Origin of the sequence: Luteitalea sp., from assembly GCF_022842525.1 — a bacterium.
Taxonomy (GTDB): domain Bacteria; phylum Acidobacteriota; class Vicinamibacteria; order Vicinamibacterales; family Vicinamibacteraceae; genus Luteitalea.
In genome coordinates this window covers 1-13,068 of sequence record NZ_JALHPM010000038.1, presented here as the reverse complement: position 1 = coordinate 13,068, position 13,068 = coordinate 1, and the positions used below count along the sequence as shown (strand labels likewise).

At 70.5% G+C, this 13,068-nt stretch carries 13 protein-coding genes and 1 tRNA gene; 3 read left to right on the top strand and 11 right to left on the bottom strand.

The genetic code is table 11. The features are described from left to right. Positions 1-61: 61 nt before the first annotated feature. From rplI to Q0C41_RS10185, 10 genes are all read right to left on the bottom strand, one after another. A complete protein-coding gene (gene rplI / locus Q0C41_RS10230; protein WP_367079194.1) occupies positions 62-535 on the bottom strand; it encodes a 50S ribosomal protein L9 in 474 nt (157 codons plus the stop codon). A gap of 14 nt (positions 536-549) precedes the next feature. Next, the gene (gene rpsR / locus Q0C41_RS10225; RefSeq protein ID WP_367079192.1) at positions 550-870 is read right to left on the bottom strand and encodes a 30S ribosomal protein S18; all 321 of its coding nucleotides are present in this window, start codon (positions 868-870) and stop codon (positions 550-552) included. After that, the gene (gene rpsF, locus Q0C41_RS10220) at positions 867-1,316 is read right to left on the bottom strand and encodes a 30S ribosomal protein S6 (RefSeq protein WP_291983444.1); all 450 of its coding nucleotides are present in this window, start codon (positions 1,314-1,316) and stop codon (positions 867-869) included. The genes rpsR and rpsF overlap by 4 nt, the downstream gene beginning before the upstream one ends. Before the next feature lie 77 nt (positions 1,317-1,393). Beyond that, a complete protein-coding gene (gene pth, locus Q0C41_RS10215; protein ID WP_291983443.1) occupies positions 1,394-2,005 on the bottom strand; it encodes an aminoacyl-tRNA hydrolase in 612 nt (203 codons plus the stop codon). A gap of 43 nt (positions 2,006-2,048) precedes the next feature. Further along, entirely contained in the window at positions 2,049-2,684 is a 636-nt protein-coding gene (locus Q0C41_RS10210) for a 50S ribosomal protein L25 (RefSeq protein ID WP_291983442.1), read from the bottom strand. A 93-nt stretch (positions 2,685-2,777) separates the two neighbouring features. Further along, entirely contained in the window at positions 2,778-3,725 is a 948-nt protein-coding gene (locus Q0C41_RS10205; RefSeq protein WP_291983441.1) for a ribose-phosphate pyrophosphokinase, read from the bottom strand. A gap of 73 nt (positions 3,726-3,798) precedes the next feature. Then, positions 3,799-3,873: transfer RNA gene (locus Q0C41_RS10200), tRNA-Gln, on the bottom strand. 198 nt (positions 3,874-4,071) lie between these two features. Then, a complete protein-coding gene (gene ispE / locus Q0C41_RS10195) occupies positions 4,072-4,968 on the bottom strand; it encodes a 4-(cytidine 5'-diphospho)-2-C-methyl-D-erythritol kinase (protein WP_291983440.1) in 897 nt (298 codons plus the stop codon). Between the two features lies 1 nt (position 4,969). Beyond that, positions 4,970-5,791 carry a hypothetical protein gene (locus Q0C41_RS10190; protein ID WP_291983439.1) on the bottom strand — a complete coding sequence of 274 codons (822 nt, stop codon included), beginning with the start codon at positions 5,789-5,791 and terminating at the stop codon, positions 4,970-4,972. Continuing rightward, positions 5,775-7,700 carry a tetratricopeptide repeat protein gene (locus Q0C41_RS10185; RefSeq protein ID WP_291983438.1) on the bottom strand — a complete coding sequence of 642 codons (1,926 nt, stop codon included), beginning with the start codon at positions 7,698-7,700 and terminating at the stop codon, positions 5,775-5,777. The genes Q0C41_RS10190 and Q0C41_RS10185 overlap by 17 nt, the downstream gene beginning before the upstream one ends. A gap of 113 nt (positions 7,701-7,813) precedes the next feature. Between Q0C41_RS10185 and Q0C41_RS10180 the strand changes: the two genes are divergently transcribed. From Q0C41_RS10180 to Q0C41_RS10170, 3 genes are read left to right on the top strand one after another with little or no spacing between them, the layout of a single operon-like run. Further along, on the top strand, positions 7,814-8,902 hold the full coding sequence (locus Q0C41_RS10180) for a glycosyltransferase family 9 protein (protein WP_291983437.1): 1,089 nt from the start codon (positions 7,814-7,816) through the stop codon (positions 8,900-8,902). Positions 8,903-8,921: 19 nt separating this feature from the next. Next, the gene (locus Q0C41_RS10175; protein WP_291983436.1) at positions 8,922-10,106 is read left to right on the top strand and encodes an O-antigen ligase family protein; all 1,185 of its coding nucleotides are present in this window, start codon (positions 8,922-8,924) and stop codon (positions 10,104-10,106) included. After that, positions 10,103-11,101 (top strand): bifunctional heptose 7-phosphate kinase/heptose 1-phosphate adenyltransferase, encoded by a 999-nt coding sequence (locus Q0C41_RS10170; protein WP_291983435.1) that lies wholly within the window; start codon positions 10,103-10,105, stop codon positions 11,099-11,101. Before Q0C41_RS10175 ends, Q0C41_RS10170 begins: the two co-directional genes overlap by 4 nt. Positions 11,102-11,265: 164 nt before the next feature. On the opposite strand, the gene purH is transcribed toward Q0C41_RS10170, so the two are convergent. After that, positions 11,266-12,858 (bottom strand): bifunctional phosphoribosylaminoimidazolecarboxamide formyltransferase/IMP cyclohydrolase, encoded by a 1,593-nt coding sequence (purH, locus tag Q0C41_RS10165; protein ID WP_291983434.1) that lies wholly within the window; start codon positions 12,856-12,858, stop codon positions 11,266-11,268. Between the last annotated feature and the right edge of the window lie 210 nt (positions 12,859-13,068).

The window sequence follows — 13,068 nt, the reverse complement described above, 5'->3', positions numbered from 1 at the left end:
GGGCCGGCTCTCCGAGCCGGCCGTGACGGCCCGCTCGGAGAGCGGGCCCTACCCCACCCACCTACGCCTGGGCGGCGGGAGCCTCGGGCGCGCCTTCGGCGGCCACGTGCACCTTGACCTCGGCGGTCACCTCGCGGTGCAGACGCACCGGCACGGTGTACTCGCCAACGGCCTTGATCGGGTCGGCGAGCTGGATCTTGCGGCGATCCACCTCGAAGCCCTGCGCCGCGAGCGCCTCGGCGATGTCGGCCGAGGTGACCGAGCCGAACAGCTGGTTCGTGTCGCTCGCCCGCCGCGTGAACGACACCTCGGTCTGCGCGAAGCGCGTCGCGAGGGCCTGGGCCACCGCACGCTCCTCGGCCGCCTTGGCCGCCGCGGCCTTCTTCTCGTGCTCGATCTGCTTCTTGTTGCCGGCGGTGACGGCCAGGGCCAGCTTGCGCGGCAACAGGTAGTTGCGCGCGTACCCCGGAGCCACCTTCACCACGTCGCCACGCTCACCGAGGTGCTCGACGTGCTCCTTCAGGATCACTTCGATCATCGTCTTGCTCCTCAGTCCGTCGCGTAGGGGAGCAGCGCCAGGAAGCGCGCCCGCTTGATGGCGACCTGCAGCTTGCGCTGGTACTTCGCGCTGGTGCCGGTCAGGCGACGCGGCTGAATCTTGCCGCGCTCCGGAACGAACTGCGAGAGCATCCGCACGTCCTTGTAATCGACGTAGTCGATCTTCTCCGTGCGGAACTTGCAGACGCGCTTGCGACGGAAGCCGCCGCGACGTCCACCGCCAGCACCGCCGCTGCGCTCGCCGCGCGGACCACCACTGCGGCCGCCGCGGCCGCCGCGGTCCTCACCCTGATTCGGGTTGTCGATGCTCATCTCATATCCTCCCCGTCATCCTGGTTGTCGAGCGCCGCCTGCTTGGCCATCAGTTCCTCTGGCGTGGGCTCGGGCGGCAGGCCACGCGCCACGCGGCGGCGACGGGTCTCGTCGTCGCGACGCTGCTTGGCCCGGGCCGCCTTCTGGAGTTCCTCGTCGACGCGGACGATGAGGTGGCGGATGATCGTGTCGTTGACCTTCAGGCGGCGATCGAGCTCCTTGACGAGCTCACCCTCGCAGCTGAAGAGCAGCACGACGTAGTGCCCTTCCTTGTGCCGGCCGATCTGGTAGGCGAGCCGACGACGGCCCCACACGTCCGTCTTGTCGATGGTGCCGTCCGCCTTGGTGACGATGCCCTCGACCAGAGTCTGCAGCTCGGTGAGCTGATCCTCGGTCGCCTCGGGCGAGGCGATGTAAACGAGTTCGTACTGCTTCTGTGCTGCCATTCGGCCTCCTTCTGGCCTGAACGGCCACCGCGGGATCCCTTCGACTCGGACCGACACCTGAAGGTGTCGGTCCTCGCTCAGGGCTCCCCCCGTGGTGGCAAGGAGGTGGAGTCGCGCCCACCCGGAGGCGGCGCGTTGAAGACCTGCATGGTCTTCTCGATGCCGTCGCGCGCGAAGCACTCGACGGCATCAGCGGCCTTGACGACCGCTTCGTCCACGACGGGCCGGAGATCCGGCGGTATCGCAGACAGGACGTGATCGGCCAGGTCGCGACGCGGGTCCCCGCGTCCCACCCCGATGCGGAGCCGAGCGTACTGCTCCGTGCCGAGCACGCCGTTGATCGACTTGAGGCCGTTGTGGCCTCCCGCCGACCCGGCTGGCCGTGCCCGCAGGTGACCCGCAGGCAGTGCCACCTCGTCGACGACCACCAGCAGGTCCTCGACGGGGATCTTGAAGAACCGCAGCAGGTCGCCGACGGCGGCCCCACTGCGATTCATGAACGTCAGGGGCTTGGCCAGCAGCAGTCCGCCCGCCACGCCCCGCACCCGCGCCATCAGGGCGTCGGCCGGGGCGGTCTCGAACGAGACCCCATGCCGCGCCGCCAGGACGTCCATCGTCATGAAGCCGACGTTGTGCAGCGTGTCCCGGTACTTCGGGCCGGGATTGCCGAGCCCCACAATCAGTTTCATGGCAATTCGAAATTTGAAATTTCAAATTTCCAATTGCGCGTTCCTACTTGTCCTTGGCGTCCGGCTTGCCCTTCTTGGCGACTTCGGGCTCCGCCGTCGTGGCCGCCGCCGCATCGTCGCTGCCGACGCGCGCCGTGACGACGTGGACGAGCATCATGTCGGCGGGGCTGATCGGGGTCCACTTCTGGTCCTTCGCCACGTCGCGCACGTACGCACTGTCACCGATCATGAAGTTGGTCACGTCGATGTCGATGTGCTCCGGGATCTCGGCCGGCAGGCTCTCGATCTCGATCTCGCGGTGCACGAAGTCGAGCACGCCGCCCTGCACCTTGACGCCACGCGGCTCGCCGTGGAGCCGGACCGCCACCTTGACCTGCACCTTCCGGGAGAGGTCGACGCGGTAGAAGTCGGCGTGCAGCAACTGCTGCGTGACCGGCTGCAGCAGGTAGTCCTTGACGATGACCTTGGTGCTGGCGCCGCCGACCTGGAGATCGATCAGCGTGTTCAGGCCCGACTCCGAGTGCAGCAGGCGCGACAGCTCCTTCGGGCTGACGGCCACCGCCTGCGGCTCCTGGCCGCCACCGTAGACCACGGCGGGAATCTTGCCGGCCACGCGCAGACGGCGGGCCTCGTTCTTGCCGCGGGTCTCGCGGAGTACGGCTTCGAGTGTGGCTTCCATGATCCTTGTGTCCTTCCTACTCTCAGGCCCGGCCCAGGCCGGGCCCTACCATCGGCAACTGCAGAAGCGCAGAATTGCGGATTTCCAACCGACCTACACGAACAGTGAGGAGACCGAGGTCTCCTCGTGGATGCTGCGAATCGCCTGGCCCAGCAAGCGGGCGACCGACAGGCATTCGATCTTCGACGACGAGGCGCAGGCGTCGCTCTGCGGGATGGTGTTGGTCACCACCAGCTTCTCGATCGGCGACTGCTCGATGCGCTCGATCGCCGGCCCCGACAGCACGCCGTGCACCGCGCAGGCGATGATCCGCTCGGCGCCGTTGGCCTTCAGGGCCTGCGCCGCCTTCACGATGGTGCCGGCCGTGTCGATGATGTCGTCCTGCAGCACGCACGTGCGGCCACGGACATCACCAATCACGTTCATCACCTCGGCGGCCCCGGTCTCCGCACTCCGCCGCTTGTCGATGATCGCCAGATCGGCGCCGACGCGCTTGGCGTAGGCCCGGGCGCGCTCCGCACCCCCGGCATCGGGCGAGACCATCGTCACGTTGGGAAACTTCTGGCGCGCCAGGTAGTCGATGATGACCGGCGCGGCAAACAGATGATCCACCGGGATGTCGAAGAACGCCTGGATCTGCGCCTTGTGCAGGTCCATGGTGAGGACGCGGTTCGCCCCCGCCGCACTCAGCAGGTTGGCCACCAGCTTGGCCGAGATCGGCACGCGGGGCTTGTCCTTGCGGTCCTGCCGCGCGTACCCGTAGTACGGAATCACCGCGGTGATGCGCGACGCCGACGAGCGCCGGAACGCATCGATCATCACGCAGAGTTCCATGATGTTCGCGTCCACCGGACGCGACGTCGGCTGCACGATGAAGACATCCGTCCCGCGGATGTTCTCGTCGATCTGGAACGACACCTCGGTGTCGGGAAACCGTTGAAGGCGGGCCTGCCCCGGCGCCACGCACAGGAAATCCGCGATCTCCTGGGCCAGCTCGGGATGGGCACTCCCAGAGAACACCTTCAAATTCGATCGTGCCATCGCCGTCCGTCGAAACCCTGCCCCACCCTCACCACTCCCGCGACCAGCCGGCACGCGCCGCGCGCGCACAGATTGGCTGGGGCGGAAGGATTCGAACCTTCGAATGCGGGATTCAAAGTCCCGTGCCTTACCGCTTGGCGACGCCCCAGTGTCGGCCAAAGACGCGCCGGCATCGCCCCCGCCGGCGTCTGCGCCACTTCGTCCCCCCGCGCCTGACCCGTTGCCGGGCCCGTCTCGTGGGCCGAAGCCCCCCGCGCGATGTCTCGCCGGGGTGCGCAAACCGATAGCGTACACGAGGGCGTCGAACTCGACAAGGTTGACCGCATGGATGGCACGACGTGCCGAGCTAGGCGAGGCGCCGACAGGCGGTCGCGCGGGCGTGGGCCGCGCGCGACAACAGGCGGGTCCGCCAGACGACGGTCCCGTTCCGCCAGGACGCTTCGAGCCCGGACACATCCGCGTCGGGGGCGAAGAGCCCGAAGCATGCCGATCCGCTGCCGGACATCGCCGCCAGCCGGGCGCCCGCAGACCTGACGCGCGACACGATCGCCGCAATCTCCGGATGGCGCCGCGCGACCGGTGCCTCGAGGTCGTTGCCGCAGCCGTCCAGGTGCACCGTGTCGTCGGCGGCCGGCTCGAGCACGGCCGCGTCGGACGGCTCGGTCCCACTCGTGGCCCCCGCGTCGGCGTCGTACCAGCCATAGGCGTCCCTGGTCGACACGCCGAACGGCGGACGCACCAGGATCACCGTCGCGTCGGGCGCGTCGGGCAGCGACGTCAGCTCGTCACCCACGCCCACGCCGCGCATCGTGCCGCCCCAGGCGAAGAAGGCCACGTCGGCGCCGAGCGGGCGAATGACGTCGGCCAGCGCGGCCGGGTCCAACTCGCGCCCCTGCGCGGCAGCGACCAGGCGAGCGGCCGCGGCGGCGTCGGCACTGCCGCCGCCGAGCCCGGCCTCTGCCGGCACGTGCTTGTCGATGCGCAGTTCCCACCCGTCGAGCGTCGTCTCCAGCGCCAACGCCATCGCCGCGGCGCCCTTCCAGGCCAGATTGCGGGTGTCGGTCGGCACGCCGGGCGCGCAGCAGGTCAACGCGAAGGGCCCGGGCCGCGACTGCAGCGTCAGCGTGTCGGCCAGGGCAATCGACTGCAGCACCGTCTCCAGCAGGTGATAGCCGTCGGCGCGCCGGCCGCGCATGCGCAGATCGAGGTTGACCTTGGCCGGGGCCTGCGTGGTCCAGATCACGTCAGCGTTCCGTGAGACCGCGGCTGCGGCGCAGGTCGGCCAGCGTGAGTGCGCGTGCCTCGCTCGGAATGGCCACGTCGAGCGCGCCCTCGGGCAGGGCGGCCATGGCCTCGGGGCCCTCGAGGGCCAGCACCGCGTCGGTGCGCCCCACCGCAGTCCCCGCGGCCGGGCGCAGCCGGATGGCCGACGGCCACCCGGCGTCGGTCCGCGTGTACTCGATGCGCCAGCGCGCATCCTGGGCCGCCATGAGGACCGGCGTGCCACCCGCGGCGGTCCGCAACCAGAGGGTGCGCCCGCCATCGAGGTCGAGACGCGTCCACGCGTCGCCGAACGTGGCGCCACCGGTCACGGTCCACGTCGCCACACCGCATCCGGAGACGATGGCCAGCAGGTCGGCGGGATCGAGCGAGACACCGACGACGGCGTCGAGGAGTTCGGCGGCGGAGGTGCCGTGGGCGACGGCGGTGTCGCGCGGCAGGAGCAGGACGGCCTCCCCCGGCCGCGCCGTCAGGATGAAGACCGGCGCGCCGAACGGCGCGAGGCCTTCGAGGCGCAGGGCGTCACGCGCGACGCCGATCTGCAGCGTGCCGCGCACCCGCTCGCCATCGATGCGCCCCGAGAGGCGCAGGTCCGCGGTGACCGCCGCGTGGATCTGGCAGGACGCCCGCGCGGCCTGCTCGGCTGCGGCGACATCGGCCAGCGGCGTGCCGGCCCCGACAGGCAGATCGAGGCGCACCTTCGGCGCACACCCGCTCCCGGCCACGAGCACGCTCGTCAGCAGGAGCACGCCGACACCAGCGCGGCGGCTACCGTTGGCGCGCACGGTCGATCTTCGACTTGATGGCGGTCGGGTCGATGGACTCGCCGTCGCCGGCCAGGGCGCGTTCCCACGCCGCGATCGCCGCCGGACCGTCCTTGAGCGCGACGAGCACGTCGCCGAGGTGGTCCTGAATCACGGAATTCGATCGCAGCAGGTCAGCGGCGCGCTGCAGATACCGGCGCGCCTCGGGCAGCTTGCCCTGCTTGTAGTAGGCCCAGCCCAGGCTGTCCAGATACGACCCGTTGTCGGGCTCGACCTCCAGCGCCTGTTCGATCAGCTGCACGGCCTCGTCCATCGGCCCGCCGTCCTCGACCAGCATGTACCCCAGGTAGTTCAACGTCGGGGCATGCGCCGGATCGATGGCCAGCGCCTTGCGGAACGCGCCTTTGGCATCCGGGCGCCGCGAGAACCGCTCGAGGATGGCCCCGCGCTGGAACCAATACGCGACCTGATCGCCGAACGCCTTCTCGGCGTCGGCCAGCACGGCCATCGCCTGCGGCTCGCGGCGGGCATCGGCCAGCGTCGTCGCGAGCGCCAGCGTGATGGTCGGATCGTCGGGCCGCGCCTGCCGTTCGGCTTCGAGGAGCGCGATCGCCTCGTCGGGACGATTGGCCCCGAGATACGCCTGTGCGAGCAGGCGCCCCACCTGCAGGTCGCCGGGGCGCGCGCGTCGGGCCTCCTGCCCCACCGCGATGGCGCGGTCGAACCGCCGCGCCATGACGAGGGTCTGCATCAGGTAGGCGTCCATCATCGCGTCCGGGCGGTCTGCGCGCGACTTCTCCAGCACGGCGATCGCCGCATCGGGTTGGCCGAGCGCCATGTGCGCACTCGCCAGCCGCATCGTCACGCCCATGGCCGACTGCGGGTTGCCGATGCCGCCCTTCTGGACGATCGGCCCCAGGATCTCGACCACCCTGGCGTGCTCGCCCCGATCCGCGTAGACCTGCGAGAGGACGACGGGCCCACGCACGTCGGCGGGGGCGATGGCCATCATGGCGCGCGCGGTCTCCTCGGCCGCCTCGCCGTCGCCGAGTTCACGCTGGGTCTGCGCCAGCAGGTAGCGTGCCTGCAGTTCGGTCGGGCGCGCCTGGATCACCTGCTCCAGCACGGTGCGGGCGTCGGCGGCGCGGTCGGCGCTGAGGAGGGCCGTGGCCTGACGCACGCGGAGTTCGACGGCGTTGGGATTCTCCTGCGCCGCGAGGTCGTAGGCGTCGGCGGCCTGGCTCCACCGACGGGCCCGCTCGAGGAGCTCGGCCTGCTGCAGGCGCGCCCGGAAGAACCGCGGCTCGGTCTCGAGCACCTGGCCGAGCACCGCGAGTCCCTCGTCGCGCTGCCCGGTGCGGTCGAGCGCCTGCGCGAGCAGCACGCCGGCTTCGAGGGCGCCGCTCTCCTGGGCGTACACGCTGCGCAACACGGTGACGGCCTCGGCCGGGCGTTCGACCTGGAGGTACAGGCGGCCGAGGACCACGGGCAGGTTCAGGTCGTAGCCACGCCCGCCCGCGGCCTTCTCGAGATGGCCGATGGCGGCCTCGATCGCGGCCCGGTCGCGCGTCGGGGCCGTCTCGCCCTGCATCACCGACGCGGGCACGCCGAGCATGCCCAGCATCCAGTGCGCATCGGCATTGTCGGGGTCCAGCGCGAGGGCCCGTTCGGCCGTCCGTGTCGCATCGGCCGTGCGATCCTGCCGCGCATACAACTGGGCCAGTTCCGTGAGGATGCCGGGCGAGGTGTCCAGCGTGGCGGCACGTTCGAGGGCCGCGATGGCGCCGGGGGCATCGCCAGCACTCTCGAGGCGTCGCGCCTCGAGGAACGCCTGATAGGCCTCGGCGCGAACGGAGGGGCGCGCGGTCGGCGCCGGCGAAGGTCCGGGCTGGACCGCCAGCGTCAAGGCCATCAGGGCATGGGAGAGCATGTCTCGATTATCGGGGTGTCGCGCACTGCGGTCTACCCTGGACGTCCTGCGCGGCTCGTCGCTCCCCCGCCGAGACGCGCTGGCGAGGCCGGGCTGGGTTTATAGTCGCGGCCGTGCGCGTCTTGATCGTCCGGTTGCGCCTGATCGGGGATGTGGTGTTCACCACGCCAGTCATCGGCGCGCTCCGGCGCGCGTGGCCGCAGGCGCACCTGGCGTACCTCATCGAGCCGGCAGCGGCTCCCGTCGTCCGCCATCATCCGGACCTGAACGAGGTCATCGTGGCCCCGCGGACCCGCGGCTGGCGGCGTCTGCGTGACGACCTGCGGCTCGGGGGGCGATTGCGGCGAGAGAGGTACGACGTGGTGCTCGACCTGCACAGCGGGCCGCGCGCCTCATGGCTGACCTGGCTCACCGGGGCGCCCCGGCGCATCGGTTTCGACGTCCAGGGGCGGCACTGGCCCTACACGGACATCGTCGCGCGGCCGCGCGACCTCCGTCCGCGGCACTCGGTCGAGAACCAATGGGATCTGCTGGCGCCGCTGCTGCCCGACCTCGGCCCTCCCAGCCCGGCCGGCGACCCGGTCCGGATGGTGCCCGCGCCCGAGGCCGAGGCCCGTGTCGACGCCTGGCTGGCACGCGAGGGGCTCGACGCGACCCACGACCTGGTCGTGGTGCACGTCAGCGCGGGCAATGCGTTCCGGCGCTGGCCGCTGCTCTCTTTTGTCGAGCTGGCCCTCCGGCTTGCGACTGGCGGGCCCAAACGTCGTATCATCCTGACGTCCGGCCCGTCGGAGGCAGCCGCCGCTGCCGACGTCGTCCGGCTGGCGCGCGAGCGCCGGCCAGAGTCCCCAGAGGCTGTTCGCACCTGGGACGACATGTCGTTGGACGAGTTGCAGACCCTGGTTGGTCGGGCGCGTCTCTACATCGGCGGAGACAGCGGGCCGTTGCACGTGGCCGCCACGACCAGGACGCCGATCGTGGGACTGTATGGCCCCACGTTGCCCGTGCGGTCCGCGCCCTGGCGCGACCCGCAGCTGTGGAGCGCAGCCGTGGATGTCGGGGCCCTGCCCTGCCGGCCGTGCGAACAACGCGTCTGTGCCCCCGGAGATTTCCGGTGCCTGACGCACATCACCGTTGACGCGGTCGTCGCGGAGGCCGAGCGGGCGCTAGCGCCCCAGCCGCCGCCCCACCGGGCCGACTGAGAAGGATGTCGAGCACGACGTGACCGCGCCGGCACTGCGAACCGCACGCATGGACCGCCTCGAGACGCTCTCGCTGTCGGTCCTCTTGTGCTTTGTCGCCGCGCTGCAGCTGTCGGTTGCCGCCTCGGGCGTCCTGCTGGCCCTCACCCTCCTCTGCTGGGGCGCCCTCCTCGTCATGCGCGAGGAGCAACTCGAGGTCCCGGGCTTCTTCTGGCCACTCGCCGCCTACGCAGGCGTCACCCTCATTTCGACGACGGCATCGGTGGACCCGGCCGTGAGCCTCGTCGACTCCAAGCAACTGGTGTTGTTCCTGATCGTGCCGCTGGTCTACCGGCTGGCGCGTGGCCACCGGGCCCACCTGTTCGCGTCGGTCATCATCGCGGTCGGTGCGGCCAGTGCCCTCGTCGGGCTCTTCCAGTACGGCTTCCTCCACTTCGACAACCTCGGTCGCCGGCCCCAGGGTGCGCTCACGCACTACATGACGTACTCGGGCGCGCTGATGATCGTGGCCTGCGTCGCCGGGGCGCGCCTGCTCTTCGGCGGGCGCGACCGGGTGTGGCCGCTGCTCGTGCTGCCGGCCGTGCTCGTCGCCCTCGGCCTCACCTTCACCCGCAGCGCCTGGGTGGGCGTGTGCCTCGGCCTGGCCGTCCTGCTGGCCCTGCGCGATCGCCGACTCGTGTCGGCGGTGCCGCTGGCCCTGGCTCTGGCCGTCGTCCTGGCACCGGCCAGCATCACCGATCGCGTCTACTCGATCTTCGACATGAAGGACCCGACCAATCGCGATCGCGTCGCGATGCTCAAGTCGGGCGCCGCGATGGTCGAGGATCACCCGCTGACGGGCGTCGGCCCCGATCAGGTCAAGGCGGTCTACCAGCAGTACCGCGTGCCCGAGTCGGTGCAGCCGCTCAACGTGCACCTGCACAACGTGCCGATGCAGATTGCCGCCGAGCGCGGGCTGCCGGCGCTGCTGGTCTGGCTGTGGTTCGTCGGCACGGTCGCCCGCGACCTGTTCCGCCGCGTGCAGTACCGCACCGGGGTGACGCGTGCCCTCGCCGCCGGGGCGCTCGCCTCGCTGACGGCCATGCTCGGCGCCGGTCTGTTCGAGTACAACTTCGGCGACTCCGAGTTCCTCATGCTGCTGCTGGTGGTGCTCACCCTGCCATTCGCCGCAGAGCGCCCGGAGTCGGTCCCCCGGCCTCTGTGAGTCCCCTCGGCCACGCTCGCGCTCACGCCCTGATCACCGGATTCGCCGGACGGCGCGTCCTGGTCGTCGGCGATGTGATGCTCGATCACTTCCTCTTCGGTCGCGTGCAGCGACTGTCGCCCGAAGCCCCCGTGCCCATCGTCGAGTACGACCACGACGACTATCGGCCCGGGGGCGCCGCCAACGTCGCGATGAACCTCGCGGCGCTTGGGGCAGCGGTCTCACTCGTGGGGGTGGTGGGCGGGGACGAGTCCGCCGATCGGCTCCGGGAACTCCTGGCCCGCGGCGACGTCGACGCGTCCGACCTCGTGATCGACGAGGATCGGCGCACGACCCGGAAGCTGCGCATCGTCACGCAGCGGCAGCAGCAGGTGGCGCGTGTCGATTTCGAGCACGATGCCGACATCGCCGGCGCCGTCGCGGCGCGCGTGGCCGCGGCCATCGCGTCACGCGCCGACGCGGCCGACGTGGTGCTCGTCTCCGACTACCTCAAGGGCGTGGTGACCAGCGACACGATGGCCGCCGTGCTCGCGGCGGCTGCACCACGCCACACGCCGGTGCTGGTCGACCCGAAGATCCCGCACCTGGATCTGTATCGGGGCGTGACGTTGATCACCCCGAATCAGGTCGAAGCCGAGACGGCGACGCACTCACGCATCCGCACGGATGACGAAGCGCGCGACGCGGCGCGTCGCCTGCAGGAACGCCTGCGATGCACGTCGGTCGTGATCACGCGTGGCGAGCACGGCATGTGGGTGCTCGATGGCACCACCTCGCCGGCCACCGAGGCCAACTTCGCGGCCACGGCGCTGGAGGTCTCGGACGTGACCGGGGCCGGCGACACGGTGATCAGCACGATTGCGCTGGCCCTCGCGGCGACGGCGTCGCTCGTGGAAGCCGCGCAGCTCTCCACGATCGCCGCTGGCGTCGCCGTCAGCCGCTTCGGGGCGGTGGCCGTGACCCGAGACGAACTCGCCGCGCGGCTCGCCACGTAGGCGTCGACGTCTGCCGACCTGAAGGTCGGCAGCTACAGTCGGCGGCGGAGCCGGCCTCCACCGCCACATGTCGCCACTACCGCCCCTCCTGACGTCCTGAAGGCTGTCTCCAGCGGAAGATCGGCTGTAGGCGTCGACCTTCAGGTCGACGCGCCTTCAGGCGATCAGTGCCGGAAGTGGCGGCGGCCCGTGAAGACCATGGCCAGGCCATGCTCGTTGGCCGCATCGATCACTTCCTGATCGCGCATCGACCCACCCGGCTGCACGATCGCCGTCGCGCCGGCCGCGGCAATCGCATCCAGACCGTCCCGGAACGGGAAGAACGCGTCCGAGGCGACGACCGAGCCCTTCAGCGCGCCCTCACCGGCCTTCATGATGGCCACCTTCACGGAGTCCACGCGGCTCATCTGCCCCGCGCCCACGCCGAGCGTGCGGTCGGCCGACGCAAACAGGATGGTGTTGGACTTCACGTGGGCGCACACGCGCCAGGCGAAGCGCAACGCCTGCCACTCCTCCGCCGTCGGCTGTCGCTGCGTCACGACCGTCAGGGCACTGGCGGCCCCCCACGGCTCGCCCGCCTCGGGCACGCGATCGCGCTGCTGCACCAGCGAGGCGCCGAGAATCGAGCGCCACTCGAGCGACGCGGCCGCGGCCAGCGCCGCGAAGTCGGCCGTCACGACGCGCAGGTTGGCCTTGCGCGCGAGGATGGCGCGGGCGGCATCCTCGACCTCGGGGGCCACCACCGCTTCGATGAAGGTGGAGACGATGGCCTCGGCCGTCGCCACGTCGAGCGGGCGATTGAGGCCGATGATGCCGCCGAAGGCCGACACCGGATCGGCATCGCGGGCACGGACGTAGGCATCGGCCGCATCCGATCCCGTGGCCACCCCACACGGGTTGGTGTGCTTGATCACGCTGGCGGCGGGCTCGGAGAACTCGAGCACGATGCGCGCGGCGGCGTCGAGATCGAGCAGGTTCGTGAAGCTCAGTTCCTTGCCCTGATGAATGGTGACGTTGCCGAAGCCGGTCGGCTCGTCGGCGTACCACGCGGCCGGCTGATGCGGGTTCTCGCCGTAGCGCAGCGTGCGGATGCGCGTGTGCGTGCGCGTCACCACCTCGGGGAAGACCTCACGTGCGTCGGCAGGAATGCGCGTGCCGCCGTCCTCGCTCATCGTCACCTGCGCGAGTTCGGCGGCAATCATCTGGTCGTAGGCGCCGGTGTGGGCAAACGCCTTGCGCGCGAGGTCGAAGCGCAGCGCCTGCGGCACGGCGGCCGCGCCACCGGCGAGCGCCTCGAGCACCGTCGGATAGTCGGCCGGGTCCACCAGCACGAGCACGTCGCGGAAGTTCTTGGCCGCGGCGCGCACCATGCCGGGCCCGCCGATGTCGATCTGCTCGATCAGCCCCGGCACCGTGGTCTCCGGATTGGCGGCCGCCTTGGCAAACGGATACAGATTGACGACCACGAGATCGATCAGCGGGATGCCGTGCTCGGCAAGTGAGGCGAGATGGTCAGGCTTGTCGCGGCGCGCCAGGATGCCGCCGTGCACGCGCGGATGCAGCGTCTTGACGCGTCCGTCGAGCATCTCCGGAAAGCCGGTGACCTCCGACACCTGCGTCACCGCGAGGCCATCGGCCTCGAGGGACTTGGCGGTGCCGCCAGTGGACAGCAGGTGGTAACCGAGGTCCGCAAGGCCGCGCGCAAAGGGCGCGAGGCCGGTCTTGTCGGACACACTGATCAGGGCGTAGGAAGGCATAGGGTTGGAAAGTAGGTGTTTACGTGGCTTGACACTGCTGAGCCGGCGTCGCTATCCTTGCCGGCGCCGGAAACCAGATGAACGAAAACGTGCAGGTTTCTGGTGTCACCGTACGCCCGGGCCCCCTGGCGCCCGTGCATACCTTCTGTCGGTCCACGCCGGCAGCGCGCAAGGCAGGTCAGCACCATGGAACGCATCATCGGCAAGGTC

Bases quoted from the DNA above. Each gene is read 5' to 3' on its own strand.
- purH (WP_291983434.1), bottom strand. From the start codon at position 12,858: ATGCCTTCCTACGCCCTGATCAGTGTGTCCGACAAGACCGGCCTCGCG.
- Q0C41_RS10205 (WP_291983441.1), bottom strand. From the start codon at position 3,725: ATGGCACGATCGAATTTGAAGGTGTTCTCTGGGAGTGCCCATCCCGAG.
- pth (WP_291983443.1), bottom strand. From the start codon at position 2,005: ATGAAACTGATTGTGGGGCTCGGCAATCCCGGCCCGAAGTACCGGGAC.
- Q0C41_RS10185 (WP_291983438.1), bottom strand. From the start codon at position 7,700: ATGCTCTCCCATGCCCTGATGGCCTTGACGCTGGCGGTCCAGCCCGGA.
- rpsF (WP_291983444.1), bottom strand. From the start codon at position 1,316: ATGGCAGCACAGAAGCAGTACGAACTCGTTTACATCGCCTCGCCCGAG.
- rpsR (WP_367079192.1), bottom strand. From the start codon at position 870: ATGAGCATCGACAACCCGAATCAGGGTGAGGACCGCGGCGGCCGCGGC.
- Q0C41_RS10210 (WP_291983442.1), bottom strand. From the start codon at position 2,684: ATGGAAGCCACACTCGAAGCCGTACTCCGCGAGACCCGCGGCAAGAAC.